The sequence below is a fragment of the Paenibacillus sp. W4I10 genome (assembly GCF_030816325.1).
Taxonomy (GTDB): domain Bacteria; phylum Bacillota; class Bacilli; order Paenibacillales; family Paenibacillaceae; genus Paenibacillus; species Paenibacillus amylolyticus_B.
This window is the reverse complement of record NZ_JAUSXX010000001.1, coordinates 3,779,135-3,805,151: the sequence shown is the minus strand read 5'-3', so window position 1 is coordinate 3,805,151 and position 26,017 is coordinate 3,779,135. Positions and strand designations below refer to the sequence as shown.

Annotated in this window: 29 protein-coding genes; 28 read left to right on the top strand and 1 reads right to left on the bottom strand. The window is 47.5% G+C overall.

The annotated features are described in order from the left end of the window. Positions 1 to 20: 20 nt before the first annotated feature. Complete coding sequence (locus QF049_RS17230) at positions 21 to 455, top strand: phage tail assembly chaperone (RefSeq protein WP_017690174.1); 435 nt, start codon at positions 21 to 23, stop codon at positions 453 to 455. A 416-nt stretch (positions 456 to 871) separates the two neighbouring features. Here the strand turns inward: QF049_RS17230 and QF049_RS31405 are convergent, their stop codons facing one another. Next, positions 872 to 1,537 carry a leucine-rich repeat protein gene (locus QF049_RS31405; protein ID WP_373428262.1) on the bottom strand — a complete coding sequence of 222 codons (666 nt, stop codon included), beginning with the start codon at positions 1,535 to 1,537 and terminating at the stop codon, positions 872 to 874. On the opposite strand from QF049_RS31405, the gene QF049_RS31400 reads away from it, so the two are divergent. The 27 genes from QF049_RS31400 to QF049_RS17095 all read left to right on the top strand — a co-directional run bounded on the left by QF049_RS31400 (position 1,488) and on the right by QF049_RS17095 (position 25,869). Further along, the gene (locus QF049_RS31400) at positions 1,488 to 2,264 is read left to right on the top strand and encodes a hypothetical protein (RefSeq protein WP_373428261.1); all 777 of its coding nucleotides are present in this window, start codon (positions 1,488 to 1,490) and stop codon (positions 2,262 to 2,264) included. The two genes, QF049_RS31405 and QF049_RS31400, sit on opposite strands and share 50 nt — an antisense overlap. Before the next feature lie 54 nt (positions 2,265 to 2,318). Next, positions 2,319 to 2,948 (top strand): LysM peptidoglycan-binding domain-containing protein, encoded by a 630-nt coding sequence (locus tag QF049_RS17220; RefSeq protein ID WP_307543288.1) that lies wholly within the window; start codon positions 2,319 to 2,321, stop codon positions 2,946 to 2,948. Continuing rightward, the gene (locus QF049_RS17215) at positions 2,945 to 3,931 is read left to right on the top strand and encodes an XkdQ/YqbQ family protein (protein WP_307539149.1); all 987 of its coding nucleotides are present in this window, start codon (positions 2,945 to 2,947) and stop codon (positions 3,929 to 3,931) included. Before QF049_RS17220 ends, QF049_RS17215 begins: the two co-directional genes overlap by 4 nt. Beyond that, positions 3,924 to 4,334 (top strand): hypothetical protein, encoded by a 411-nt coding sequence (locus tag QF049_RS17210; protein ID WP_307539147.1) that lies wholly within the window; start codon positions 3,924 to 3,926, stop codon positions 4,332 to 4,334. Before QF049_RS17215 ends, QF049_RS17210 begins: the two co-directional genes overlap by 8 nt. Continuing rightward, positions 4,327 to 4,782, top strand: a complete 456-nt coding sequence (locus QF049_RS17205; RefSeq protein ID WP_307539143.1) for a DUF2634 domain-containing protein — start codon at positions 4,327 to 4,329, stop codon at positions 4,780 to 4,782. Before QF049_RS17210 ends, QF049_RS17205 begins: the two co-directional genes overlap by 8 nt. Positions 4,783 to 4,786: 4 nt before the next feature. Next, the gene (locus tag QF049_RS17200) at positions 4,787 to 5,926 is read left to right on the top strand and encodes a baseplate J/gp47 family protein (RefSeq protein WP_307539141.1); all 1,140 of its coding nucleotides are present in this window, start codon (positions 4,787 to 4,789) and stop codon (positions 5,924 to 5,926) included. A 137-nt stretch (positions 5,927 to 6,063) separates the two neighbouring features. Then, positions 6,064 to 6,654 (top strand): YmfQ family protein, encoded by a 591-nt coding sequence (locus QF049_RS17195; protein WP_307539139.1) that lies wholly within the window; start codon positions 6,064 to 6,066, stop codon positions 6,652 to 6,654. Then, positions 6,654 to 8,264, top strand: a complete 1,611-nt coding sequence (locus QF049_RS17190) for a phage tail protein (protein ID WP_307539136.1) — start codon at positions 6,654 to 6,656, stop codon at positions 8,262 to 8,264. Before QF049_RS17195 ends, QF049_RS17190 begins: the two co-directional genes overlap by 1 nt. Further along, complete coding sequence (locus QF049_RS17185) at positions 8,209 to 8,616, top strand: phage holin family protein (RefSeq protein WP_307539134.1); 408 nt, start codon at positions 8,209 to 8,211, stop codon at positions 8,614 to 8,616. The genes QF049_RS17190 and QF049_RS17185 overlap by 56 nt, the downstream gene beginning before the upstream one ends. 163 nt (positions 8,617 to 8,779) lie before the next feature. Then, complete coding sequence (locus tag QF049_RS17180; RefSeq protein ID WP_307539132.1) at positions 8,780 to 9,211, top strand: phage tail terminator family protein; 432 nt, start codon at positions 8,780 to 8,782, stop codon at positions 9,209 to 9,211. A gap of 47 nt (positions 9,212 to 9,258) precedes the next feature. Further along, positions 9,259 to 9,480: a YqzN/YkzM domain-containing protein gene (locus tag QF049_RS17175; RefSeq protein WP_307539129.1), complete on the top strand. Its 222-nt coding sequence runs from the start codon at positions 9,259 to 9,261 to the stop codon at positions 9,478 to 9,480. Further along, positions 9,480 to 10,796 carry a phage tail sheath family protein gene (locus QF049_RS17170; protein WP_307539128.1) on the top strand — a complete coding sequence of 439 codons (1,317 nt, stop codon included), beginning with the start codon at positions 9,480 to 9,482 and terminating at the stop codon, positions 10,794 to 10,796. The genes QF049_RS17175 and QF049_RS17170 overlap by 1 nt, the downstream gene beginning before the upstream one ends. A 1-nt stretch (position 10,797) precedes the next feature. Then, on the top strand, positions 10,798 to 11,256 hold the full coding sequence (locus QF049_RS17165; RefSeq protein ID WP_307539126.1) for a phage tail tube protein: 459 nt from the start codon (positions 10,798 to 10,800) through the stop codon (positions 11,254 to 11,256). Between the two features lie 171 nt (positions 11,257 to 11,427). After that, positions 11,428 to 11,850: a phage tail assembly chaperone gene (locus tag QF049_RS17160; RefSeq protein WP_111620520.1), complete on the top strand. Its 423-nt coding sequence runs from the start codon at positions 11,428 to 11,430 to the stop codon at positions 11,848 to 11,850. 201 nt (positions 11,851 to 12,051) lie between these two features. Further along, positions 12,052 to 14,130, top strand: coding sequence for a phage tail tape measure protein (locus QF049_RS17155; protein ID WP_307539123.1), 2,079 nt, complete (start codon positions 12,052 to 12,054; stop codon positions 14,128 to 14,130). Then, positions 14,131 to 14,826, top strand: coding sequence for a LysM peptidoglycan-binding domain-containing protein (locus QF049_RS17150; protein ID WP_074093888.1), 696 nt, complete (start codon positions 14,131 to 14,133; stop codon positions 14,824 to 14,826). It begins immediately after the preceding gene. A 13-nt stretch (positions 14,827 to 14,839) separates the two neighbouring features. After that, entirely contained in the window at positions 14,840 to 15,850 is a 1,011-nt protein-coding gene (locus tag QF049_RS17145) for an XkdQ/YqbQ family protein (RefSeq protein ID WP_307539121.1), read from the top strand. A gap of 6 nt (positions 15,851 to 15,856) precedes the next feature. Next, positions 15,857 to 16,114 carry a DUF2577 family protein gene (locus QF049_RS17140; RefSeq protein WP_307539119.1) on the top strand — a complete coding sequence of 86 codons (258 nt, stop codon included), beginning with the start codon at positions 15,857 to 15,859 and terminating at the stop codon, positions 16,112 to 16,114. Beyond that, a complete protein-coding gene (locus tag QF049_RS17135) occupies positions 16,111 to 16,524 on the top strand; it encodes a DUF2634 domain-containing protein (protein WP_307539117.1) in 414 nt (137 codons plus the stop codon). Before QF049_RS17140 ends, QF049_RS17135 begins: the two co-directional genes overlap by 4 nt. Continuing rightward, positions 16,517 to 17,575, top strand: a complete 1,059-nt coding sequence (locus QF049_RS17130; protein WP_307539115.1) for a baseplate J/gp47 family protein — start codon at positions 16,517 to 16,519, stop codon at positions 17,573 to 17,575. Before QF049_RS17135 ends, QF049_RS17130 begins: the two co-directional genes overlap by 8 nt. Then, complete coding sequence (locus QF049_RS17125) at positions 17,572 to 18,117, top strand: putative phage tail protein (RefSeq protein WP_307539113.1); 546 nt, start codon at positions 17,572 to 17,574, stop codon at positions 18,115 to 18,117. Before QF049_RS17130 ends, QF049_RS17125 begins: the two co-directional genes overlap by 4 nt. Beyond that, a complete protein-coding gene (locus tag QF049_RS17120; RefSeq protein ID WP_307539111.1) occupies positions 18,118 to 20,712 on the top strand; it encodes a hypothetical protein in 2,595 nt (864 codons plus the stop codon). A gap of 13 nt (positions 20,713 to 20,725) precedes the next feature. Further along, positions 20,726 to 21,151, top strand: coding sequence for a hypothetical protein (locus QF049_RS17115; RefSeq protein WP_307539109.1), 426 nt, complete (start codon positions 20,726 to 20,728; stop codon positions 21,149 to 21,151). 85 nt (positions 21,152 to 21,236) lie between these two features. Then, complete coding sequence (locus tag QF049_RS17110) at positions 21,237 to 21,350, top strand: CD1375 family protein (RefSeq protein ID WP_307539107.1); 114 nt, start codon at positions 21,237 to 21,239, stop codon at positions 21,348 to 21,350. Between the two features lie 82 nt (positions 21,351 to 21,432). Beyond that, positions 21,433 to 21,933 carry a phage holin family protein gene (locus tag QF049_RS17105; RefSeq protein WP_307539105.1) on the top strand — a complete coding sequence of 167 codons (501 nt, stop codon included), beginning with the start codon at positions 21,433 to 21,435 and terminating at the stop codon, positions 21,931 to 21,933. A gap of 422 nt (positions 21,934 to 22,355) precedes the next feature. Further along, entirely contained in the window at positions 22,356 to 23,303 is a 948-nt protein-coding gene (locus tag QF049_RS17100; RefSeq protein ID WP_307539103.1) for a glycoside hydrolase family 25 protein, read from the top strand. Positions 23,304 to 24,219: 916 nt separating this feature from the next. Then, positions 24,220 to 25,869 carry an ABC transporter substrate-binding protein gene (locus tag QF049_RS17095; RefSeq protein ID WP_307539101.1) on the top strand — a complete coding sequence of 550 codons (1,650 nt, stop codon included), beginning with the start codon at positions 24,220 to 24,222 and terminating at the stop codon, positions 25,867 to 25,869. The last annotated feature ends 148 nt before the right edge of the window (positions 25,870 to 26,017 follow it).

Here is a 26,017-nt window from a genome sequence, read left to right as displayed (position 1 = left end):
CAAGAAGGAGATAACGCCAGATGAGTATGAATGAAAATATGTCCGAAGAACAGATTTTGGATCAGTTGTTTGAAGCAGCAGAACGTTTGCCAGAGGAGAATGTGCGCATTCAGCGTCTGGATCTGCTGTTGACCTTGCGTGGACTGACTTCCTCCAAAGTGGATCACATTCGCGAACGCTGTACGATTCGAAAAACGACCAAAGGCCGCACCGAGGAAAAGGTGGACACCGAGACGTTTAACGCACTGCTTATTTCTGAGGCAACCGTGAAATTGAAAGTCCGTAGCCTGGAACTCTCCGGCTGGGGAGACACCCGCATTACCGGCCGCATGAAGCTGTCCGGTGGGGAACAAGCGGTTCGCCGTATGCTGCTCGCGGGTGAATTGGATGCTGTAGGCGATAAAGTGCTGGAGCTGTCCGGCTTTGGTGTGGAGATTGAAGACCTAAAAAACTGATTCACTCCGGCGGAATGACCACGTTCCTGTATCACATGTGGGTGCGTCATCATCTCCGGCCCGGAGAGTTCTGGTCTTTGCCACGCGGGGAGCGCTCGCTGTTGATTGCGTTCTCGGAAGAGGAAATAGAAGGTGCTCTAGAAGGATAAAGGCCAATGGAGGTGATATAGTTTGTTTGAAAATATAGTTAGTGATGGTATTAAATCATTTAGCAGGTTGAGGAATTATATGGGAAAATCCAATAAAAAGAAAGTTTTTAGCTCACCTGCTATAAGTACAATTCATAAAATTGTTTCAAAAAATACGGTGAGCGATAAAATAAATAAATCGAATTTCCTAAAAAAAAATAAAAATTTAGTCAAACTTATTAAAGGTACAGGTTCATTAATAGCTACTGCGGCAGATCAGAAAAGTTATCATAATGGATATAATTGGAATAAAAAAGCTGAAAACAAAGACTCGTGGATTGAAAACAATGCAAAGTGGCTATGGAAGAAGGGTGTATCGGTTAAGGATGCTACATTTTCCGGGATAGGCAACAATGCAAAGTGGCTGTGGAAGAAGGGTGTATCGGCTAAGGATGCTACATTTTCCGGGATAGGCAACAATGCAAAGTGGCTGTGGAAGAAGGGTGTATCGGCTAAGGATGCTACATTTTCCGGGATAGGCAACAATGCAAAGTGGCTGTGGAAGAAGGGTGTATCGGTTAAGGATGCTACATTTTCCGGGATAGGCAACAATGCAAAGTGGCTATGGAAGAAGGGTGTATCGGTTAAGGATGCTACATTTTCCGGGATAGGCAACAATGCAAAGTGGCTGTGGAAGAAGGGTGTATCGGCTAAGGATGCTACATTTTCCGGGATAGGCAACAATGCAAAGTGGCTGTGGAAGAAGGGTGTATCGGCTAAGGATGCTACATTTTCCGGGATAGGCAACAATGCAAAGTGGCTGTGGAAGAAGGGTGTATCGGCTAAGGATGCTACATTTTCCGGGATAGGCAACAATGCAAAGTGGCTGTGGAAGAAGGGTGTATTGGCTAAGGATACTACATTCTCTTGGCTTGGCAACACGAGTGTTGGCATTAAAGATTGGTATGACAATTCTAAAGAGAAAATCAAACAATTTTTTGAGATATCTGACTGGATTAACAAAGGTAAAGAGGGCGGTCAAAAAATACTGGAGACTTTTAAAAATTATGGTTACGGACTAAGTTACAAAATGCAAGATATGTGGGATCATCCATGGACTAAGCGTGTGAGAAAAGTAGGGAATGGTGCCTTTAAATTTCTTGATATTGTTGGAAATATAAATAAAGTTGTACATGCTTCTACACCAGAAGAAAAAATGATTGAAGTAAGTAAGATTATTGGAGCGAAAGTAGGATCTATAGCTCTAGGAACTGGATTGGGTGCTTTGGGTGGAATCATTCCAGGTGCGCAACCAGCTATCCCAATCCTTGCTGGTACTGGAGCATTCTTTGGTGATAAGTGGGGAGAGAAATTAGGAGAATGGGGCGGTAAGGCTCTTACCAATATTTGGCCTAAAAGTTGGTGGCCTTTAAAAAAGGTTAACACTAGCAGTATAAAGCCTACAAAAAACATAGGGTTAGATAAAAGTAGGGCAAATAATATCTTATCTTCTTCAACAAAAAAAACCAAGCAAATTAATGTGAATTTACCTAATGGCGCAATCCAAATATCCAATAATAATCATAAGTTGGATTATAGTGATCTGGCAAATCAAATTAGTAATCAGTTTGTTAAAGAATTACGTCGTGCCATGGAAAACCGAAAAACGATTATGGCCTAAGCTGAAAGGAGGCCTGTTATGACTGTATTTGAAGATAACGTAGATGGTGTCAGAATGGAATTCGCCCTGATCGATGGGAAAACAAAGTTCCAATTTCCGGTGAAACCGGAAGAACTGACAATCTCTCGTTCCAAAGGATATGAAACGATTAATATGTTGGAGCATGGCGAGTTTGATTTTGCGCAGGGAGAGAAGGTGAAGGAGATCACCTTCTCTTCTTTTTTTCCCAAAGAATATGATGCGTCCTATTGCATGTACGAAGATTTGCCTGATCCGCGGGTAGCGATGAATTTGCTGAATTCGTTTCTGATATCGAAAAAGCCACTACGATTCATCATCACCAACACGGGGGTGAACGTGCCGGTATATCTGATCTCGCATAATACGACCTTCCGCGGCGGCGAGAGCGGGGATATTTATTTCGACCTGACCCTGCGCACATGGCGGGATTCCAAGGTGGAGAAAGTTGGCGGGGCTACATCCGGGAGCAAGTCGGGTTCTCGTACCGATTTGAAAAAGAGCAGCAAGACCTACACCGTCAAATCTGGCGACTCCCTGTCCAAAATAGCAAAGCTTGAGCTGGGGAGCAGTTCCAAATGGAACGAGATCTACAAGCTCAACGCAAAGATCATCGGCAGTGATCCAAACCGGATCAAACCGGGACAAAAGCTGGTGATGCCATGACCTACAAGGTCATTGTCGACGACAAATATGACATTACGAAGCTGGTGGAGACGATTACGCTGAAGGACTCGCTCGACCAAATTGCCTATCAGGCCAACATCCGGTTGGCGGTGTCTGCATCTTCCGGTCTGCCTTCGATCTCACCGGGCATGGTGGTGCGGATTAGCGGGGTTCCTTTTGGCGAAAAATCCATGGTTCACTTGCTGCATCCTGCGGTCATCTGGGAGGTGGAAAGCTCCAACAGCGGCACCAAGCGGCTATCCCTCACGGTGTACGACCGGATGATTTATCTGGAAAAATCAGAGGACGAGTTCCTGTTGCCGAAGGATCAGACTGCTACGCAACGACTCAAGACCTACGCCAAAGAGTGGGAGATTCCATACGGCACGCTGCCGGATACGAAGACAAAGCTGGGAAAAGCCGTGTATCGGTCACAGACGATCTTTTCGATGATGTTTGCCGATCTGAAAGAAACGGCGAAGTCCGGCGGGGAAATGTACCATCCACGGATGACACCCGGCGGGTTGCAGCTCTTCCAGGTTGGAAGTAATGCAAAGGTGTATGAACTTGATCGACTGATTGATCTGACCCAGATGCGTACACTCGAAGGGGCGGTTACCAAAGTTAAAGTGATGGCAGCGTCGGAGTCACCGAGTGGCAAAGAAGTTCCTTCCAAAGTGCTTGCAATTGAGCAGAATGGTGTGGAAGAACTGGGCACATTGCAAAAGCTGGTAGAGGACGATCAGGTGAAATCGACAACTGCCGCGAAAAAACTGGCGAAAAGTCATCTGACGGGTATTCAGGAGACCTTTACGATATCGGCACCGGATATCAATACGATTCGCGCCGGGGACGCAGTGTTGTTGAAAGGACTGAAGCTAATCGTCATGTCGGTCAGCCGTGATCTATCTGCCGGGCCTGGAACGATGACGTTAGAGCTGGGGACGGCTGAGCTGGTGAAAAGGAGGTATTACCTTGAATAAAGATGATCCGTATGGGCATTTTGCCGACGTCATGCGGGGTGCGATGAGTACACATTCCCGTCAGGCCGTGAGCGGTCTGGGAGCGGTACTGGGTACGATGACATCGTCTGGTGTGAAGCTGGATGATTTCAAGCACGAAGTGCAGGATTATCTCGTGGCCGAATTGCCGGGCACGCTTGGACTGCCGGAGCGCGAGGCTACTGGCGCGATTTCCGGTATACCTGACGTGACAAACGGCGGAACGACGGGCACGGGACGGTTTCTTTTGCAAGAAGAGGAAGTGGAAGAAACGGTGTTGTCTCTTGGCAAAGGTCTGAAAGCGGGAGATCGTGTGCTGGCGATGCGGGTGAATGGCGGCAACGACATTGTGGTGCTGTGTAAGGTGGTGAGTGCGCATGCCTAGTTTGTTCCCAGAAACGGGTGTGGTATGGGGAGATGAGGAGGATCTGTCGGGGGCGGCTTCGGAAGAGGTACTCTTTGGGCGGAGCTGGCGATTCGATTACGATGCAGGAGATTTTGTGCTGACCTCAAGTGGCAAAGTAGCCGCGGCGGATGCACATGAAGCCTGGGTGCAGTGGTGCATTAAGGCTGTCAAAACGCCACGTTACAGACATGTGATCTATTCTCGAAACTATGGTTCGGAGCTGGAAGATCTGGTGGGGCAGGGTGACAGCCGGGGTGTGATGGAAAGTGAAATTACCCGGATGGTTACGGAGACGTTGCTGGCTGATCCACGCACGGATTCGGTGGACCAGTTCACGTTTGATTGGAATCGGGAGCAGTGCATGTTCTCGTGTCGTGTGGCGAGTGTGCAGGAAGAGATGTTTATTCTGGAAAGTGAGGTGATCTGACGGGATGGCTGAGATTCCGCGTTATTTGGAGGACCAGACGGAGGAACAGATTATGCAGCGCATGCTGGATCGTCTGCCCGTGGATCTGGATAAGTCTGAAGGATCGTTCCTGTGGGATGCGGAGGCTCCGGTTGCGTTTATGCTGTCTGAGGCGGCATTGTGGGCACAGGAATTACTACGGCGGGGGTTTGCAAGTACTGCGGCGAGCAGTGATCCGAATTTTCGTTCGGAAGAGCTGGATCTGCGGGCAGGAGAGCACGGCATCACGCGGCGAGCTGCGGTGGCGGCACAAGGTGCGGTGAGGTTTGCGGGTACGCCGGGGAAAGTGGTGCCTGCGGGAACGGTCGTGGCTACGCTTGCGGATGAAGTATCTGCTGAAGCTTCGCTCGAATATGAGACGGTGGGGCGTTTGGAACTGGATGCGGATGGTTCCGGGATGGTAGGCGTGCGAGCGCTTGTTGCTGGAAAAGAGAGCAATGTACCTGCGGGCACGGTAACTGTGCTGTCTACACCTGTAAGTGGCGTGACTTCTGTCACGAACATTGAGGTGATCAAAGGCGGTGCAGATATTGAGGCCGATACAGCGCTGCTGGAGCGTTTTTATGCCAAAGTCCGCAACCAAGGAACCAGTGGCAACAAGTCGCAATATGTGCAATGGGCCAGTGAAGTACCAGGTGTTGGTGCAACGCGTGTGATTCCTTTGTGGCAGGGGCCGGGCACGGTGGGATTGTATTTGCTGGACACGGACAAACGTGCTGCGGGTACCGATCTGGTGGCGGCTGTGCAGAAGTACGTTGATCCAACGCAGGATGGACATGGTGAAGGTGTTGCACCGGCTGGGCCAGTGGTGTCCGTAATGCCAGCCGAGGAAGTGCCGATGAACATTCAAGTGAAGCTGACGCTGGCAAGTGATGCGACACTGACCGATGTACGGGCATTGATCGAACGCGGGGTGACCGCGTATTTGAAACAGTTGGCTTTTGCCGATCCACTCGTTCGTTACACTCGCATTGCCGCGATTTTGTTGGACATTCCGCCGATTATCGACTATTCGGAGCTGACCGTGAACGGTGCGAGCGACCAGAATATTGAGATGACCGCCAGTCAGGTGGCCGTGCTGGGGACGGTGGATGTGCATGAGTAGCGTTGGGCAGATGGTGGATGAGGAAGTGATTTCGGAGTACGGAGACCGAGGAAGATTGGGAGAAGTACGCCGATCCGGGTTGGAGCTGGTGAGCGAGACGCTCCATGTTGATGTGAAAGGAAGGGAGGGGACAGGGCATGAGTGCTCCTTCTATTGTAGATGTTGGATTGACGAGTGAGAAAGGGCGGGAGCTGTTCTCGTATTTGCCAAGGTATTATGAGACTTCGCGTGTCATGCAGGCCGATATGCAGGCCAAAGGCACCGAGATGGATCTGCTGTATCAGGCGCTGGATGAGACGTTGGCGCAGTCTTTTGTCCGTACAGCAACGTGGGGGCTGGACTTCTGGGAACAGGAGCTTGGCATTGAGACGGATCGTCTCAAACCTGTGGAACAAAGGCGTGCCGTGGTTGAGTCGAAGCTACGTGGTGCCGGGAAGTTCTCTGGAAGATTGGTTGCGAATGTGGCTGAGGCGTACGCCGGGGGTAAAGTGGATGTAACGTTTCAGCCGGAAGCGTGGAGTTTTACGGTGAGCTTTGTAGACACGATGGGTATCCCGCCCAATATCGACGATCTCAAACGGGCGATTGAAGAATTGAAACCGGCCCATATGGCCGTGGAATATAAATACCGTTATCTGGTCTGGGACGATCTGGACAAGAAGCAGAAAACATGGGATGAACTGGACGCCGCGTCCTTGACGTGGAATGAACTGGAGGTGTGGGCATAATGCCACAAGAAACAGATCGACTGAAATTACCTCTTCCTTTGGGGAATGAGACCGTAAACCGGGAGAGTATTAACGAAATTTTTGAAAAGATTGATGCTGGTGTGGCAACGCAGGCGGATTTGGATACGCTTCGTGAAGCGATAAGTCAGATGGATATTCCTGATGCGTCTTTGACGCAGAAAGGGAAGGTGCAGTTGTCGAGCAAGACGGACGGCACGTCTGAAACGGTGGCTGCAACGGAGAAGGCGGTAAATGATGTGTTAGCAGCTGCTAACGCATCAAGCTTGCCACGTACAGGCGGTGCTTTGACGGGACCCTTGCGGATAAGTAGCTGGGGTGACATTAGCGCCAGCAGTGGTGGATATGTATTGTATGGTCATAACTGTTATCTGGATGCTGCTGGCGTGGTATATCGTTACCGCAACACCCATGCAACGATGGGGGCTCGGGGTATTGTCTTTCGGCTGGGAGCAGGGCTTCAAGGGGCTTGGATGTTTGATATGGGCGCGATTGCTACAACAGCAGGCACAGCTTTTACACCAACGCTTAAACGTATCCTTAACATTGACGATTATACCGCGTTACTGGATGCTGCTAAGGCATACGCTGATAATAACTTCCGCAAGCCCTCAGAAATTATTAATGCTAACCTTGTTAAAAATTCATCTGGCTTGATCGGGATGAATTATTGGACAAATGTGGGCGCTGTACCATTCTCAACAACTGTCAATCCTACATTGGGTGGGATGTTTTTTGTAACCGAAGCGGTGTCCGCGCAACAGTACGCCGTTTTGGATAGCGAGATAATCGGAGTTGATTCAGGACATAATTACTTGTTGCAAGCGATGTTTCACACAGCAGGTGTAGCCGCTGGAGCCGCAGTGCTTATCGAAATCAAAAATGCGGATTCAGACGTTACTATAGATAGCTTAGTTGCAGACCCTCAAAGATGGTGGCACCGAAAGGCTAAGTTTGTGCTTATCCCATCGGGTGTGTCTGCTATCAAGGTTAGGCTTGTCGTTAGTAACGCCAATTTTGCTACGAAAGGTTTCGGCAGGATCGGCTTCATGGAATCGCAATCTGGCGTTGATGTTCCCTACACTATGGAACGAGACACCCTCGCCCTTTACGGACAAATCGAAGCGGTAAAGCAATCTGGCGTTGATGCTAAGAACGGCATTGTGGGTGCCATTAACGCCAAGGGTGGTAGTGCATCCACAAATGACACATGGGTGCAGTTGGCGGACAAGGTAACTGCGATTAAACAACCATATAGAGTTTATAATGCAAGCGTGTGGTATGCAGGCGGCACTATATCCAACATTCCGTTCAAACCATACATGGTCATGGTGTTTGTGAGTGGTGTTAAATCGGATAATACTGGTGGTTCGACCGTTGACGTAAGGGCTTCCGGTACGATTGGCGCTTACGTCAACGAATCGGGGAATACAGTCACTATCGGAGGGCCAGGAGCTCAGGGTTATTACGGTTCTTCCAGCGCTGCTATGACCAATGTGGTGTTTGGTAGTAATTCTGTCAGTTTCAGCATAAGTTATGGCGGATATCCGTCAAACCAAGGAAACGTTACTGTGCAAGTTTTCGGTTTATAAATATTATGCCCTCTGGAGTGGTCAGGGGGCTTTTCCTATTACAAAAAGACAGGGATTCATTGTGGAAACTGTAGGCAAATGGATTATGGCCGTAGGTAGCGTAGTGGCATCATATTTTTTCGGTGGGTGGTCGGGTGTGCAAGGTGCGTCGCTGGTGTTTGGCGCGTTGCACTACCTGACAGGGTTTGCGGTGGCAGCCATGACAGGCACGCTCAAGAACAATATGGAATGGCTTGGCATTGCACGTAAGGCGCTTATTTTTGCCATGGTGGTTGTCGGCCATTTGGTGGACGGCATCTTAGGTGATGGTCACATGTTTAGGATGCAGTCGTCTTTTTTATACCGTGAATGAGCTCCTGTCCATCATTGAAAATGGAGGCAACAGGGTGAACCGATTACGTCTTTCACATGACCAGGTCTGAACGTATATTCATAACAAGTAAGATCGGATGCTAGTCCTTGTTAGATAGGAAGACTAACTTATTTCAAATTTCCAACCCCAAAGGAGGTGAACCATGACCACAAACCAACTAACTAATGCCATCGCAAACACGCTCACACAGCATTTCCCTGACATCCCGGTCCACCCATCAAATGGCGGCAGCACACCTGCTCCAGACACCCAAGGCCTCACCTACCGCTTGTTGTCTGCCAAACTTACCCGAGAACGCAGTGATCGCTTCGTGCAGTTCCATACCTTCGAAATCTGCTGGCTCGATGCAAGCAACATTCCAGACACTTTACCCGACAGGCTCTGTGAAGCACTGGAGACCATTGAAGTAGAAGGGACGCCGTATCGTGCTACCGAATTGCGATGGAAAACATGGGGGCAGATACCCAAGCTGCTGGTGTATTACACGATGCGAACCACTAAAGTGTCGGAGTCCGCCACGCCCATGCAACAACTGGAACAGCGACCAACGACACTTAAAGGTGCGAACGAATAATAATCAAACGAGGGATTTACATGAAAGGAATAGGAGGCGCATTGGCAATGTTTACGAAAAAGGAACCGGACCCTAAGAACCCGGAAACCAAACAGAAAAACAACCAGCAAACCAATCCGAAATACAGCAAAGCACAGTTCGCCGAATCCCGGCAACTCAGCCGGATGGAGAAAGACATTTTGGCAGCAGTTCTACTGGAACAAGAAACATACACCTTGCAAGAAGCACAGCAACACATCCAACAATTTATGAATGGGGAGGCACAATAATGGCTGGAGGAACATGGACGACACAAAACAAGGTACGCCCCGGCGTATATATGAATTTTGCATCAGAGGGCTCATTGCCGGGTACGGTAGGGGAGCGGGGAACGGTGGCTTTGGCGCTTCCATTGTCATGGGGGCAAACAGGCACAATCCTGACGTTACAAGCAGGTGAAGATGTACAAGCCAAACTCGGCTATGACTGGACAGCACCGCAATTGCTGCTGATCCGTGAGGCATTGAAACGGGCGCAGACGTTGCTTCTGTATCGACTCAATGCAGGTACCAAAGCCAAGGCAACCTTGGATAAACTGACAGTGACAGCCCATCACGGCGGTGTGCGTGGTAATGATCTGGCAGTTGTAATCTCCGGCAATATCAATGACCCGGAACAACTGGACGTTTCCACTTTGCTTGCGGGTAAAGAAGTGGACAAACAAACCGCGTCTACCATCGAAGCTCTGGAATCGAACGCATACGTCACATTTACTGGTGAAGGTGCACTTACAGCTACAGCGTCACTTCCACTAACAGGTGGCTTGGATGGTACAGCAACGAACCAGGAGCATTCCGATTTCCTGACCAAGCTGGAAGTACTGGATTTTAACACGGTTGGTCTGATCTCAGACGATGCCACACTCAAATCAGTCTACACAGCTTACATCAAGCGTTTGCGTGATACCGAAGGCAAGAAGGTGCAACTGGTTCTGTCTGATTATCCGGCTGCAGATCATGAAGGGATTATCAGTGTCAAAAATGGTGTTGTGCTCGCAGACGGTACCGTTCTTACGCCGAAACAAACCGTAGCATGGACTGCTGGCGCAACAGCGGGAGCTAACCTGAATGAATCCCTGACGTTCCGTGCGTATGACGATGCCGTGGATGTGAACGGACGATTGACACATAGTGAGACAGAAGCAGCATTGCGCAACGGCGAGTTTGTGTTTACGGCGAGCAGTAACCGCGCGGTCGTGGAGCAGGATGTAAATACGTTCCGTTCGGTGACACCGGATAAGGCACGTCATTTTGCCAAAAATCGTGTGGTGCGTGTTCTCGATGGCATCGCTAACGATATGAAACGCATTTTCGAGTCCTATTACATCGGCAAAGTGAACAACAACGAAGATGGGCGCAGCCTGTTCCGTTCCCAATGTGTTACTTACCTGAAGCAACTTCAGGATATTGGGGCGATTCAAAATTTTGATTCCAAAACAGATATCACTGTTGCTCCAGGCAATGAAACCGACAGCATTCTGATCGAGATTCAGGTCCAACCTGTGGATTCCGTTGAAAAAGTATATATGAAAGTGAAGGTGGTTTAAGATGGCATTTTTGAAAGCAAGTGACACAATCTCCGGCCAGGAAGGCCGCGCATACGCAACGATTAACGGACAGACGGAAGAAATGTTCTATGTGAAGACACTGGAAGCAACGGTAGAGAAACAAAAAGCAGAGGTCAAAACGTTGGGTCGCCGCGGCGTACAGCACAAAGCAACCGGTTGGTCTGGCTCGGGTTCCATGACGATCTTTTATACCACATCCCGTTTCCGCGAGCTGATGCTCCAGTACATGCAGAATGGTGTGGACACGTACTTCGACATTGAATTGACCAACGAAGATCCTTCGTCCACGATTGGCAAACAGACCGTGACCCTCAAAGGCGTCAACCTCGACAGTGTGATCATGGCATCTCTGGATACCGAGGCTGAGGCGTTGGAGGAAGAAGTGAGCTTTACTTTTGAAGATGTCGATATGCCTGTATCGTTCAATCTTCCTAAGTAATTTAGCGTGGAAAGCATAGTAATTTAAGATTTATAAACAGTTTAACTTAGCAGTGGGTTTGTAAAAGAAACCTGTTCAACTTGCCTGTGTTACGGGCTATTTGGCGTGTCAAAATTCTGCTCTTCGCCGCTTCTTGCGGCGGGGAGCCTAACTTTAGAGGAGGAACAATACATGAGTGGATTGAGTATGTTTTTTGCCCAAAATGCAGCAACGGATACAACGGAGGAGTTTATCGTTTCCCCCCGATTCAAAGATGAAAAAGGCGAACCGGTTGCCTGGAAACTGCGCAGCATGACCGAGGACGAAAACCAGGAATGCCGCAAAGCGGCTACCCGTAAAATTAAGGGTAAGAACGGTGTCTACACACCCGACATCGATGCGAATGATTACATGGCTCGCCTGATGAGCGCAAGTGTAGTATTTCCCGATTTGAAAAACGCAGAACTACAGCGGTCATATGGCGTGATGGGGGCGGAATCGCTTTTGCGGAAAATGCTGTTGCCTGGGGAATTTGCTTCTCTCGGTGAACAGGTCCAGAAGCTGAACGGCTTCAATCAGGATATGAACGAACTGGTGGATGACGTAAAAAACTAATTAAAGAGGGCGATTCCGAAGCCAATCTGGCTTATTACGCTCTCCATGAATTGAATATTTTGCCGCATGAGCTAATGGCCTTCTCCATGCGAGAACGAGCGGCCATCTATGCAATGATCTCCATCCGGGTGGAGGAAGAGAAGAAAGAGCGGTCCAAGAGCCGCGCCCGGAAGAAATAAAAAGGAAAGGAGGGAGAAATAGATGTCCGATACAAGGATCGATGTAATTAGTCCTCCGTCCATGAATACCCTGATCAATAATCTAAATCTGGTTCAAGTAAGAACAACCGAGATCCTTAATAATTTCAACCAGATTAACCGGATTAATCTGAACCAATTTAACCAGACGAACACGACCAACCATTTTAATCAAATCAATCAACAATTGAATGTAACGATTAATCTGATGGAAAAGTTGGAAGATACGGTCGATGATACAAGTGATTCGTTAGGTGATAATCTGAGCAAACTCTCCAAGTGGATGCAAATGGTAAAGTCCGCTGGAAGTGTCGTGTTAAAAGCGGCTGCTGAACAAGAAGACTTCAAGTATCGTTACATGGTTGCCGCAGAAGATCCGGTGCTCGGGGAAAGCATCTATAATAAGTATCGAGATCAAGCCTCCAAGAGCGGTCAGGATGTCAATGATTCGCTTAAATCTTCTCTGGGCTTCTTGCCATTGGCACAAAATACAGGGCAGGTAGATCAGTTAAATGAAATGACTCAAAGATTGAGTATGTTGTCACCGGATAATAAAAGTTTATCAGATGCATCCAAGGCTATTGTTAGTGCCATGAATGGAAAGAATACTGATTTGGCGAGTCAATTTAACATACCGGAAAGTGCATTGACCGGGGCTGGATTGGATGAATTTATACAGACTAAAGACCTTGACGGTTTTATACAAGGTTTGCAGACGGTTCTTGAAATGCAAGGTTACACACAAGAAGCCTTTGATACAATGCTGGATTCTCCATTGCAAAAATGGACGGCTCTCGTGAATCAGTTCAATGGAATACTATCTGAAATCGGGACAAGAGCTTTGGAAGTTTTATCTCCTGTGCTTGACCGATTAAACGAAGCAATAAGCTCAGGTCAGTTCAGTGCTTTCATCGAATGGATTGGTGGGGCCTTCGCAATTATTGCTCAGGTGGTGGCATTTATCGTGGACGGGTTCATCAATTTTGCTACAGTTGTGCAAGAAAATTGGGCTATCATAGCACCTATTTTGACTGCTATTGCTATGGTGCTGCTTTACAACATGATTATCTCACTTGGCATTGTGATCGCTGAAGTGTTTTTGCTTGCTGTAGCATGGTTGGCTGTAAACTGGCCTATATTGCTGATCATCGCAGCAATTGCTGCAATGATTATGATTTTCCAAATGTTCGGAGCAACCGGTACCGATATTCTCGGGGCTATTATTGGTACATTTATGATGCTTGGCGAGATCATCAGAGTGGTAATTGCTACCGTGTGGAACATATTTGCTTCATTGGCAGATTTCTTGATTAACCTGTTTATTGATCCTGTCTACGCAATTCAAAAGTTGTTCTATGACCTAGGCATGTTTGTTTTACAAACTCTTTACAATGTTATGGTAGGTATCGAGGATTTTCTTAAAAGGGCTGTAGGGGCCATTAGCGATGTTGCTTCATTTATCAATGATACCTTTGGTACGAACCTGAGTGTGATGTCCGAATCGGATATTAACATTGGCAGCAAGAACATTAAGAGTTGGATGGACACTCTGAAGTCTATGGAGCCACAGAGCGACAAAAATGTATTTGAGTCTATGCGAATGGACGGAGAATATAATCCCAGTGTATATGGGGAGGGTCAGATAAAGGCTGAGGAGTGGGTTTCTAAGTTCTCTTCCAACCCGAAGGATGACTCCAAGGATAAAGGTCTACCAGGTAATTTTGGCAAAGACTTCACACCCGAAATACCGAAAACACCTCCTATGCCATCGATACCAACTGCACCTGCTCCCACCGTTGTTCCCAATAGCAACATGAGTAACATCAACAAAATCAACAATATCGGACAGGTGGACAAGATCGGTGACGTGGATGGCACAGTGGATGTAACTAGCGAGGACTTGAAACTGATGCGTGAGCTTGCAGAGATGCAGGCGATTCAACGATTCGTCAGTCTGACGCCAACTGTTCAGGTCACCACGGGTGATATCAACAGCGGACATGATGTGGACAGCATCATCAGCAAAATCACCGATGGACTGAACAGTCAGATCGTCTCCAGTGCCCAGGGGGTGTATGGATAAGTGGAATATTATATTCAACTGAGTTTCAATAACCGCTCCGAATACATGTTTTTCCCGGTGACACCAGAAAGCATTGAGTTTTCGGATTCGGGAGACGGCAGTACGTTTAACGTTAGCGCTTTGGGTGAAATTAACGTGATCAAATCGCCGAAGCTGCGTGAAGTCAGTTTCAGCGGGATTTTTCCGGCAGACTACAGCCCGTATCATCTGAACTACGATGCTAGACATCCGGCAATTCAGAAGCAGTTTTACCGTGATCCCTATGAATATGTGAAAAAGATCATCCGTTGGATGCAGACGGGCAGACCCGTCAGACTGTTCTTTTCCAGTGCAAGGTACACCATTAATATGGCGGTTTCCATTGAGAGCTTCGACTGGAAGGAGACAGCGGGTACGGTGGGGGATATCCAGTATGATATCAAGCTGAAGCAGTTCATTTTCTATGCCGCCAAAAAAGTAGTACCACTCAAGGACAGCAAGGATACGGCTGCTTCAAAAACAAAAACCAAAGCCTCCCGGCCCAATGAAAAGATCCAGCCCAAGACCGTCACACTCAAAGCTGGAGACTCCTTGTGGTCTGTAGCCAAAGCCCATCTGGGAGATGGATCTCGCTGGAAAGAGCTGCAAAAGCTGAATGGCATCAAAGATGCACAACTGAAGAAGCTGCCGATTGGACTTGTGATCAAGCTTCCGTGAAAGGAGAGGGAATATGCAAGAGCAGATCAGGCTGGATGATAAGCTGGCCAACATGAAGGAACGGTTATTACTGGATGACAAGCAGGGCAACATCTGGGACATTAGCGAAATTGCCGGTGACATTACGTACAAAACCTCCCGTATCGGCAAACCTTCCTCTCTGGAATTCACGTTGATCAAGGGCAGTCTGTACCAGAATAAGAAATTCACCTATGAGAATGGATATGTTGTGAAATATATCAGCAACGAGGTAGGCATATTTTACGGATATATCTTCTCGTTGGATAGCGGCAAGGACGAAAGTGTCAAAATCAAAGCCTACGACCAGACTCGCTATCTAACCGCGAATCAGACGTACAAGTTCGTTAACGCAACGGCTACGGATGTAATTAAACGAATAGCAAAGGATTTTCTGTTGAAGACTGGCGATTTGATTCAGCCCAAATATGTAATTCCGCGCATGTTATTTGATAACAAAAAGCTGATCGACATGATCTGTGAGGCGCTCGACCGAACGCTGATCTATGGCGGCAAAAACTATATCTTCTACGATGATTTCGGCAAGCTTGTGCTTCGGGATGTGGAAGAGATACCTTATGGCTTTGTCATTGGGGATAACAGTCTGCTCACGGATTACAGCTATACAAGGTCGATTGACGACCAGACATATAACAAAATCAAGCTGTACCGGGATAACAAGGATACGGGAAAAAGAGAAACGTTTGTTCATCAGGATTCAGGCAGCATCCGTCAATGGGGGCTGCTTTTTTTGTACCAAAAAGCGGATGATGGCCTGAACGAAGGCCAGATTGATGCCATGCTGAAAACCCTGATGACCCTCCGTAATCGCGAGACGCAGACGTTGAAAGTGGATGCGCTTGGTGATTTCAAGGTGAGGGCAGGTAGTTTTGTCAACATCCAGATCGATGAACTGAAGATTAATCAATATTTTCTGGTAGACGAATGTACGCATAAGGTACAGGGGGGCGTGCACACGATGTCGCTGGATTTGAAGGTGGTGTAACGATAAATGATGCTGGACGTGATTAAAAAGGCGGCGGTGGCCGCTGTAGATGCCAAGTCTCCCGTTCAGATAATGTACGGAAGCGTGACAAACACTCAGCCTCTGGAGATCACCGTTGAACAAAGGCTGGCATTGGCTGAACCTTTTCTGGTACTGCCGGAATCCGTAGTGAACAAAGCTTGGACCGTGGGTGACTATGTCTTGTTGTTACGTGTTCAAGGCGGAGACAGCTTTGTTGTGCTGGATCGGCTGGTGAATCCATGATTCCACAGGGTGCGCAGATAAGTGCAGAAGATCAGGAAGAAGCTGCTGTGCTTCCGAGTCTAACGTATGTATTTCAAGCTTCGGGACAACGAATTGGAAGATTGCAACTGGATGGAAAAGATGCGGTAAAACAGGCCGTGTATAAAGCGTTGTCCACACGCCGCTACGAGCATCTGATCTACTCTTCGGATTACGGCATGGAATGGTCCTGGGAAGGAGTAGCCGGGAGATCCATGGTGGAATCGGAACTGGAACGCTGGATTCGCGAAGCATTGCTTCCGGATGATCGTATATCGGATGTAACCGAGTTCGATTTTGTACACGAGGCCGATGGAGTGCGGGTGTCTTTTACCGTGGAAACAGATTTTGGCAGCTTCAGGGAGGAGACGGAGGTGAACATGGATGTATGAAGAGCAGACATTTGAAGTTATTTTAAACCGAATGCTGGATAGGGTACCAGATGGTGTGGATAAACGTGAAGGCAGCATTATCTATGATGCACTTGCGCCAGCGGCTGTGGAAATGGCTCAGATGTATATCGAGCTGGATGTGAACGCCAATCTGAAGTTTGCGGATACAGCTTCTGGAGAGTATCTGGATCGCGCGGTGGCTTGGTCTGGCATTAGTCGAAAAGCGGCCACGAAGGCACGTTGGGCTGGAAGTTTTCGGGACAACGAAGGTAAGCCTGTTGAGGTTCTTTTGGAGAGTCGTTTTTCCACGGGGGATCGGGTGTATGTTGTTGTGGAGCGCGTCGCGGCAGGGCAATATGTGTTGGAGTGTGAAGTCGCGGGAGCGGAAGGTAATGAATATACGGGGGCACTGCTGCCCATTGATTATATTGCCGGCCTAACGATAGCTGAATTGACACAGTTGCTGGTTCCTGGAGAAGACGAGGAAACGGATCAGGCCTTGTATGATCGCTATCAGGATAAAGTTTCCCGTCCGGTTACGAGTGCCAACAAATATCAGTATGAGTTATGGGCGCGGGAAAATTCCGGGGTTGGCAAAGCGAAGGCTTTTCCACTATGGGACGGGCCAGGTACAGTCAAAGTGGCTTTGCTGAATAACGAAATGCAAACACCTGCTGAGGCGGTTATCGAGACAGTGCAAGAATATATCGATCCGACCCAGGATGGAATGGGCGAAGGTGCTGCTCCAATTGGACCTGTAGTCACAGTAGTGGGAGCGGAAGAGGTTCCTGTTGATGTTGAGGTGCAGGTCACGCTTGCTTCTGGTTCAACTTACGAGGGTGTGAAGACACTGATTGAAACGGGAGTTACGGCATATCTGAAAGAACTTGCTTTTGCCGATCCGTTGGTTCGTTGGACACGGATTGCGAATGTCATTCTGGATATTCCGCCCGTAATCGATTATAGCGATCTGCTGGTGAACGGTGGTATGTCCAATCTGGAGATTGCCCCCGGCGCAGTAGCCGTTCTTGGGACGGTGAAGGTGACATGAGTAAAGCACAGGTATTAATGAATCTTTTGCCCCCGTTGTATGAAAATGTGCTGGAGATGCAGCTTCTTACAGAGACCGAAGGTGTTGAGCTGGACAAGCTTACTGTTGGTTTAGAAAGTGTGCTGGACCAATTCTACCCAGAGTCTGCAACCTGGGCATTGGAACGTTACGAGCGGGATTTGCAGATTTCTACGAATCAAGCCAAGCCAGACGACCAGCGGAGATCCGTAATCATCTCCAAAATGCGCGGCAGTGGCAAAGTCTCTGGTTCGATGCTGAGGAATGTGGCACAGGCATACGAGAGCGGTGGGATTGAGGTATCGGTTGAGCCGAGCAAATACCGGATTATAATCCGTTTTGTGGATACGTATGGACTGCCGCCCAATCTGGACGATCTGAAGGCAGCGATTGAGGATATCAAACCAGCACATATGACCGTGGAGTACCGTCTGCGGTATTTGACGATTTCGGAAGTTGAGAGCATGACGCTGGATGAGATTGAACAGACCCGGCAGGATAAATTTGCAGGAGGTGGAGCTTAAATGAATGAACCAAAAACACCAAATTTGGGATTGAATAAGATTGACCGTTCCTCTCCATCGACAACCTATTTTGATCTGGATAAGTATTTGGATCAGAACTGGGAGAAGATTGATGAGGGTGTAGGGCAAGTCGTAGAAAAGGCTGAGGAAACCGCGGCACAGGTGAGTAGTATTCAAGAGCGGCTGGATACGGAGAAGCGTAGATCAGTGACGTTGGAGCCTGGATTGCAAATTATTAATGCTGAACGTGCCTCGGCATTTAAGTTGGAAGGATTGAAGGGTCGTACGCTGGTGAACTTGTTGGGGCGTGATGGTAACTTTGAGAGTGCCGCTCGGTGGCTGTTGTTTCAAGGCGCAGCCTCAATAGATCCCGCAAACAAGACCGAAGGCTCCAACGGAATTAAGTTAACGGTTACCTCGGGTGCTTTTGCCACGGCGACAGCTGTAAATACGATCAATGCCAAAGCAAACAAGTTTTACATTGCTGTAGTAGACGCCAAAAATGGCAATGCGACGAACGCCTCCTTTTATTGCAATGGATTAACGGCAACGAAAGGCGTCAACGTTACTTCCGATACTACTAAGTTCGTACCTTTGTGGAGGGCATATGCGCCTACATCGGATGTCGTTGGATCGGTAATTATACAAACTAATAGTAGCGCTACGGGTCAATATGCGTATTTTGATGCTGTGAGATTTTATGAAATCACCGCAGATGAATACGCTGCACTGGACAGCATGACGCCGGAACAGGTTAACGCTAAGTATCCCTACGTTGATAGCGTTCAACCCGTGCGAAATCCGTATGCGATTCGCTACGGCGAGAATTTACTGCCACCGTTTTACGAATGGTTAGTTAACGACGGAGTCAATGCCATGGTTGAAGGTCCTTATACTTTAACGGGCACAGCGACAGCCGCAAATCAACCTACGGACTCACCACTTATTAGTGTTCCTGTGGGTACAACTTTGACGATAAGCGGAGGCGGTAATTTTGAGAACGGTTATATGCAAATTATTAATAAATCCAAAACTGCGCCAATAGCAAACAACGCGGGGGCTGTATATGCTTCGTTCACCGCGACAGAAGAAACTCGCGAATTTTACGTAAGGGTGCAAGTTCAAGGGGCTGGGGCGTATAAAATCGAAAACCCAATGCTTAATATCGGTTCCACGCCCAAACCATTCAAACCGCGTGAAGACACCATACTGACAATGCAAACGGATCTATTCGCTGATCCAGTAACAGGTGAGAATGCTGACGAAGTGTTCGAGAAGGACGGGCGATATTTCAAATTGGCGAAGTGGTCAACATTTGATGATTTTAAATCTTTGAATTGGGTCATGAATGATTCGGCATCGGGCGTTAAGCGTGTTCGTGTAGATAATCTTTCATTTAATTGGATTGATCATGATAAATCTTCAATGACGAAATATGATGGAAAGGTTATGAAAGTCGGACAGAGTACGGCGGGCGCCGGTAGTTATACATTTGAAGCGGACGCAGGTCGTCAACTTTTTGTCGTTGTGTCTAATTCAGACAGCGGATGGGGAGATTCATACAATCCAACAGCCGACGAGATTAAAGCGTATTTCATGGGATGGACAATGTTCAACGGAGCAGCGGGTACAGGTGTGGGCAATAGTCCAGATGTGCCTACAAATAATGTATACAACGGTACAGGAATAAAATGGTGGGCACGGAGATCAGATGGAGTAGTACGTAGTTGGGCAGATGCTACTAATATATTGCCTACGACACAAGCGCCAAACTGGACACCGTACCAACTGATCTACCAGCTTACAACGGCTACTGTCGAACCTATCACGTCAGAGGGACAATTTACGTTTATTGAGGGCAATAACCATATTGAGGTCGGAACGGGGCTTGTGTTGCGGGAAGGTGCTAAGGCTATATCTGATGGGGCTAATTACTTTATTAACTCTAATACTCTTGGCTCTCAACTGAAATACCGTACAGCAAAGATATTAGCGTTGTACTCAAGTGGTAGAGTTGTCAATAATGCAGAGTTCCAAGCTAACGCGAATGCTTACGGCTTATATCAAATAAAAATACCTCCACAATATCTCAAACAATCAGAACCTTACAGCGTCACATACCTGATGCTGGACACATCTCCGGTAGCAGCATTTGTCGGAACGGTATCCGAGAACGAAAAGGCGTTGCTTACGGACTTGGTACAGGACGTTCAACAGGCCACTGCTCGGATCAGCGTTGTGGAAAGTAAGAAGGCCGAAAAGGATTCTCCTGCATGGATTACGCCGACACTGCTAAATGGATGGAGCCAGTATTCATCTGGGTATCCGTCTGTACAATATACTAAAGATTCAATCGAATATGTACATGTAAGGGGATTAATTAAAGGCAGCGGTACGGATGCAGGGACGAGACTGTTTATCTTACCAGCAGGATACCGTCCAAAAACCAGACGGATATTTAATGTACTTTCTTTCAACGCAGCTCCGGTGGCTACGACAGTGGAAGTAACAGAAGATGGGGCGGTATATTTAGGATCAACTGCCGCATCTCTCTGGCTAAATCTTGAAGGCGTATCATTTAATATCAATATATGATGGAGGAGCTAATATGAAAGCCGTACCTAAAGTAAATACAGAAGGCCTCTATATCGAGGACGAGTTGGTGGACGATGCCTTTTTCGGTGTCGTCCCTTTTTATGCCGAGCCTGAGCCGGATATTGCCGGTTATATTGTGGGCATTCCGGTTCCTGCTGGCCTGTTTCATCCACACTTCAATCTGGAAGCCTGGGATGATTACCAAACGGCCTTACAAGGTAATCGCCAGGAGAGTTTACCTGCCCTATGGAGCGAAGGGTTAAGCCAGGAAGAGATTGACGAACTGATCAAATCGCAGCCTGAAGAACCTTCGGAGCTGGACTATCTGAAGCAGCGTCTAGCGGAAGCTGAAGCAAAGAATACACAGTTGACTGAGGAAAGCACGCTCAACCAAGTTGCTCTCATGGAGCTGCATGCTATGATTTTGGCGATGGCTTAAGGCAGTGGGTCGAGTGAAGGATAAGGATAGGTTTGCTGGTCTACTAATCCGCTGTGGTATAGCACTCATGAGGGGTGGTGAAACGATGTTGGCTGTATATGTGATGTTGATTCAAAAGGGCATGATCTCCCTTGAGCAAGTGCCATCAGAGAGCCGCGAAAAAGTGGCTGAAGCACTTGGCGAAGGCGATATGGAGTAGCAGATACGCCTGATAATGGAGCGTTTTTTTGTCCTTTTGGAGAGGTGTGGGTTTTTATTTTGAGTATAAAGGAGGTGAAACCATGGAACGTTTGGAAACCCTATGGAAATGGGGAATTGCACTCATGAGCAGTTCAGCAACTTACTTCTTCGGAGGCTGGTCAGGCGTGCTCGGCGTATTGCTTGTATTCGTCATCCTCGACTACCTTACCGGTTTCGCGGCGGCGGGTATGAGCGGCAAGTTAGAAAGTAATGTTGGCTTCTTCGGCATTGCGCGAAAGGTATTCATATTTGCAATGGTATCGGTGGCTCATCTGGTGGATGGTGTTCTGGGAGACGGACATCTGTTCAGGGATGCGGTCGCCTTTTTTTATATCGCAAATGAGTTGTTGTCCATTATCGAAAATGGGGGCAAGTTAGGCGCTCCGATTCCGCCGGTGATTCGGCAAGCCATTGAAGTGCTCAAGGGCAAAGGGGGAACCGGGGAACTCCCCGGTAACTTCTCCCCAAGTGTCAAAGACTCTTTTTCACAGGCTGATCCTGACGACACAGAATTACCAACAATCAAAGATAACGATAAGTAGCGTTTAATATTGCTAGTTTAGAGTTATATTAAACATTTGTTGATTAGTAAGAATGCAAATTAAACAAAAACTAATCTGAATAATTAATGAGATATTATACATCTATACAGATTGAACTTAACATTTTACACAATAACGGAGAGGACAGAAAAAACCTGAAAAAGCGAAGCTAAAAGCTTTCTGAAAGAAAGCTACTTCGTAAGTATAATCTCGCCTTTATCCCCGGATTCTCCCCTTTAGAAAAGGGAATAAAAAAATCTGGGGATAACAGCGATTAGAAGGTTATTCTGTCATCGGAGTGTCCGTGTGGACAAGGCTCAGTTCATTTCAAACACATGAGGGACACGCACACAAGCAACCCCTGATCCAACCGCATTAACTATATACAAACGGCAATTTGCCGCATAAAGGGTGTGAGAAACATGCAAACGAGAAGTTCGGGCAACACACAGGGCATTGACGTCTCCCGATACCAGGGCAATATTGACTGGGCGAAGGTGAAGGCAAGTGGCATGACATTTGTATTCATCAAGGCAACCGAGGGGCAGACATATACCGATCCGAATTACCAGAAAAATGTAACAGGTGCACTGGCGGCGGGCATGCTGGTCGGAACGTATCACTTCTTCCGCGCAAACTCTACCGATGGTGCCAAAGCTGAAGCGGCACATTACGCCAATACGCTTAACAAAGTTGGAGGCGCCAAAGCGTTACAACTTCCACCTGTTATGGACTACGAGAACAACCCAGGCAACCTGAGCAAAGCGCAGATGAATACGGTTGCCAAAGCTTTTTTAATCGAATTACAACGTCTGACAGGTGTAAAACCGATCATATACACGGGCAATTCATTTGCCGGGAATTTTGATACATCACTCAGCTCATACGATCTGTGGATCGCGCGTTACAGCAATACCCGTGTACCGGACGACCAGCCGGCATGGAAGCGTTGGACGTTCTGGCAGTATACAGATTCAGGCAAGGTGAATGGCATTAGCGGCAACGTGGATATGAATGAATTCGAGGGAACAGCGGCACAGCTCAGAGCAAGATACGCAGCAGCCACTCCAAAACCACCGGAGCCTTCCAATCCAACGAATCCAAGTCACCCGAATCCACCGACTGAACCACCGAAAGGGGGCGAACCGATGACAGCCGAAGAGAAAGTAGCGTTTGACGCGCTCAAATCCCAGGTCGATAAACTGCAGGCGCGTCAGCAAATGGAAGTTCCAGTATGGGCGAAAGCTGCTGTGGATGCAGCACTGGCATATGACACCAAAAATCCATTGTTCAGCATCGATAATGGGGCGAGTTATGATTTTTACCGTTTTATTACCGTGATGCATCGTAGAGGTTTGTTTAAAAAGTGAGCTGATTCTTAGCAAATTAATATGTTGATCTTATATAAATGTGGATTGAGTGGAGAAGGAACACGAGACGTTTTTTGTCGAACTGTGTTCCTTTTTTGTGTTTTGTGTAAGTAATATTAACGCATATAATAAAGTTGAAGACTTATGTCTATAAATCTCTTGTCTAATTGATTAATGTGATGTAAAGTAAGTTACACGAAATTGTTTTTCACCACAGTTTATTTACACAATCCTCCTCATCATGACAAAACCATAACATATGAAGTTATTGTAATGTCTCCCTGTTGTACAATCCAACATCTCAAGATGACTCGTTCATACGTTATACACATCCAATCTGCAAGAGAAAACCACCGTTTTAAAAAACTTACACGATCTAAACAACCTAGCCTATGTTGAGTTTCTTTCGTCCGTATTGCAAACGATACCTAGTCCAGCTCCCGCACTGCATACTCAAGACGACCCGCGACCCGCTCAAGGAACAGATTTTATTGGTACCCAGCAGCGTAGTATCCATATGTCCATCTGTATTTCTAATCTACTGACTTGAACTTGCTCTTACCGGTCCGTAACCATTTGCGGTTATTTATTGACCTAAGTTCAAATAAATCGCAACAATCTCTCATTCAATTTCATAGATTCATCTCACAGGATACTTTAGGAATCTTTTTCTTTTCTATAAAAGTAATCAATTCATGTCCTCACTCAATGTGCCCGATCTGTTATGTACCTGTATTCCATACTTTTTTACGTTTCATATACATGCCTTACTTTTCCCAGAACATTAATTCAGGTATCGCAGGCACTTAAAGCCTTTTATATGATACATAGCACCAAACCGATTGCCAACATTGGAGATCTTTCATGCCAGCATCACACACATTATGAGACAGGGAAGGGTGTTGTACGTATGCGAATGAGAAAGAAATGGATGTCCGGTTTTTTGACTCTTGCTTTGAGCACCGTCTTGGTGTTGTCAGGCTGTTCGAGCAATGAGGGGGCTGGGAATTCGCCTGCTCCGGCGGAAGGCAGCGAGCCACCAGCCGAAGTGACAGAAGCGCAAGATACGATGATCATGGGCCGCGGCGGGGATTCCGTAGCGCTCGACCCGGCGATTGTAACAGATGGGGAGTCTCTGAAGATTGGGCATCAGGTATTTGATTCGTTGCTGGACTACAAGGAAGGCGGAACAGAAGTCGTTCCTGGACTGGCAGAGAGCTGGGAGATTTCGGCGGATGGACTCAAGTATGTGTTTAAGCTGAAGTCCGGTGTGAAATTCCATGATGGAACTGATTTTAATGCCGAGGCTGTTGTGTTCAACTTCAACCGCTGGGGTGATCCGGCGAGTGAATATAAATTCGAGGGAGATTCCTTCGATTATTACGATTCCATGTTTGGTCCAGAGGACGGACGTGTGATCAAGGAAGTGAAGGCGACGGACGAGACTACGGTGGAGTTCACATTGAACCAGCCACAAGCGCCTTTCCTGCAAAATATTGCGATGACGCCATTTGGCATTGCCAGCCCAAAAGCGGTTCAGGAGAAAAAAGAAAACTTCAAGAGCGAGCCTGTGGGCACGGGCCCATTTGTATTCAAAGAGTGGAAGCGTAACGACTCCATCACCCTGGAGAAAAACGCGGATTATTGGAAAGAAGGACTGCCAAAGCTGAACAAAGTAATCGTTCGTTCCATTCCGGATAATACCGCTCGCTTCAATGCCCTGCAAAACGGTGAGATTGATGTCATGGAAGACTTGAACCCGGACGATCTGTCCATCCTTGAAGGCAACAGCGAGTTGCAGAAGATTGAGCGTCCACCGTTCAACGTGGCGTATATCGGCTTTAACTTCAAGAAGAAACCATTTGATAATGTCAAAGTCAGACAAGCCCTCAACCATGCGGTGAACAAGCAGGCCCTTATTGATGCGTTCTTTGCTGGACAAGCTGAGCCTGCTGTTAACCCGATGCCGCCAACGCTGTGGGGGTACAACGATACCATTGAGGATTACCCATATGATCTGGAAAAAGCAAAAGCTCTATTGGCCGAAGCTGGCTTCCCTGACGGTTTGCCTGATCCGATAACCTTCTATGCGATGCCGGTATCCCGCCCGTATATGCCTGATGGCAAGAAGGTTGCGGAAGCGATCCAGGCCGATTTTGAGAAAATCGGAGTGACAGTCACCATCGAATCACCGGAGTGGGCAACGTATCTCGAAGATACAAAGGCCGGGGAGAAGGACGACATTTACATGCTCGGCTGGACAGGTGACAATGGTGACCCGGATAACTTCCTGTATACATTGCTGGATAAAGATGCCATTCCAAGCAACAACCGCAGTTATTATGTAAACGAAGAATTACACACATTGCTGACGGGTGCACAGAAAGAAACAGATCAGGAGAAACGTGCGGAGCTTTACAAACAAGCGCAGGAGATGATCAAGGAAGACGCACCATGGATTCCTCTGGTACACACGACGCCAATTCTGGCAGGTAAAGCCAACCTGAAAGGTTTCGTCCCTTCTCCACTGGGCACCGAATCCTATGCCGGTGCTTATTTTGAGTAAGCTGTAAGCTGAACTTATCCATTTCAGGATAACTGCGATCTGAAGATGGCACTACAGTTCGGAGTGATTACGTTTTAATTCTTTCTATTAAAGCGCTGGTAAGACGAAATGCTTGGCAGAACCCACATCCGGACGTAACTATCCAAAG

What these genes read in the sequence shown, in the direction of transcription:
- QF049_RS17160 (WP_111620520.1), top strand. Translation starts at nt 11,428, where the DNA reads ATGAGTGGATTGAGTATGTTTTTTGCCCAAAATGCAGCAACGGATACA.
- QF049_RS17195 (WP_307539139.1), top strand. Translation starts at nt 6,064, where the DNA reads ATGAGTGCTCCTTCTATTGTAGATGTTGGATTGACGAGTGAGAAAGGG.
- QF049_RS17165 (WP_307539126.1), top strand. Translation starts at nt 10,798, where the DNA reads ATGGCATTTTTGAAAGCAAGTGACACAATCTCCGGCCAGGAAGGCCGC.
- QF049_RS17220 (WP_307543288.1), top strand. Translation starts at nt 2,319, where the DNA reads ATGGAATTCGCCCTGATCGATGGGAAAACAAAGTTCCAATTTCCGGTG.
- QF049_RS17125 (WP_307539113.1), top strand. Translation starts at nt 17,572, where the DNA reads ATGAGTAAAGCACAGGTATTAATGAATCTTTTGCCCCCGTTGTATGAA.
- QF049_RS31405 (WP_373428262.1), bottom strand. Translation starts at nt 1,537, where the DNA reads ATGCCAACACTCGTGTTGCCAAGCCAAGAGAATGTAGTATCCTTAGCC.
- QF049_RS17095 (WP_307539101.1), top strand. Translation starts at nt 24,220, where the DNA reads ATGAGAAAGAAATGGATGTCCGGTTTTTTGACTCTTGCTTTGAGCACC.
- QF049_RS17200 (WP_307539141.1), top strand. Translation starts at nt 4,787, where the DNA reads ATGGCTGAGATTCCGCGTTATTTGGAGGACCAGACGGAGGAACAGATT.
- QF049_RS17110 (WP_307539107.1), top strand. Translation starts at nt 21,237, where the DNA reads ATGTTGGCTGTATATGTGATGTTGATTCAAAAGGGCATGATCTCCCTT.
- QF049_RS17175 (WP_307539129.1), top strand. Translation starts at nt 9,259, where the DNA reads ATGTTTACGAAAAAGGAACCGGACCCTAAGAACCCGGAAACCAAACAG.
- QF049_RS17105 (WP_307539105.1), top strand. Translation starts at nt 21,433, where the DNA reads ATGGAACGTTTGGAAACCCTATGGAAATGGGGAATTGCACTCATGAGC.
- QF049_RS17100 (WP_307539103.1), top strand. Translation starts at nt 22,356, where the DNA reads ATGCAAACGAGAAGTTCGGGCAACACACAGGGCATTGACGTCTCCCGA.
- QF049_RS17135 (WP_307539117.1), top strand. Translation starts at nt 16,111, where the DNA reads ATGATTCCACAGGGTGCGCAGATAAGTGCAGAAGATCAGGAAGAAGCT.
- QF049_RS17205 (WP_307539143.1), top strand. Translation starts at nt 4,327, where the DNA reads ATGCCTAGTTTGTTCCCAGAAACGGGTGTGGTATGGGGAGATGAGGAG.
- QF049_RS17215 (WP_307539149.1), top strand. Translation starts at nt 2,945, where the DNA reads ATGACCTACAAGGTCATTGTCGACGACAAATATGACATTACGAAGCTG.
- QF049_RS17180 (WP_307539132.1), top strand. Translation starts at nt 8,780, where the DNA reads ATGACCACAAACCAACTAACTAATGCCATCGCAAACACGCTCACACAG.
- QF049_RS17155 (WP_307539123.1), top strand. Translation starts at nt 12,052, where the DNA reads ATGTCCGATACAAGGATCGATGTAATTAGTCCTCCGTCCATGAATACC.
- QF049_RS17120 (WP_307539111.1), top strand. Translation starts at nt 18,118, where the DNA reads ATGAATGAACCAAAAACACCAAATTTGGGATTGAATAAGATTGACCGT.
- QF049_RS17145 (WP_307539121.1), top strand. Translation starts at nt 14,840, where the DNA reads ATGCAAGAGCAGATCAGGCTGGATGATAAGCTGGCCAACATGAAGGAA.
- QF049_RS17115 (WP_307539109.1), top strand. Translation starts at nt 20,726, where the DNA reads ATGAAAGCCGTACCTAAAGTAAATACAGAAGGCCTCTATATCGAGGAC.
- QF049_RS17130 (WP_307539115.1), top strand. Translation starts at nt 16,517, where the DNA reads ATGTATGAAGAGCAGACATTTGAAGTTATTTTAAACCGAATGCTGGAT.
- QF049_RS17170 (WP_307539128.1), top strand. Translation starts at nt 9,480, where the DNA reads ATGGCTGGAGGAACATGGACGACACAAAACAAGGTACGCCCCGGCGTA.
- QF049_RS17230 (WP_017690174.1), top strand. Translation starts at nt 21, where the DNA reads ATGAGTATGAATGAAAATATGTCCGAAGAACAGATTTTGGATCAGTTG.
- QF049_RS17140 (WP_307539119.1), top strand. Translation starts at nt 15,857, where the DNA reads ATGATGCTGGACGTGATTAAAAAGGCGGCGGTGGCCGCTGTAGATGCC.
- QF049_RS17190 (WP_307539136.1), top strand. Translation starts at nt 6,654, where the DNA reads ATGCCACAAGAAACAGATCGACTGAAATTACCTCTTCCTTTGGGGAAT.
- QF049_RS17185 (WP_307539134.1), top strand. Translation starts at nt 8,209, where the DNA reads ATGGCGGATATCCGTCAAACCAAGGAAACGTTACTGTGCAAGTTTTCG.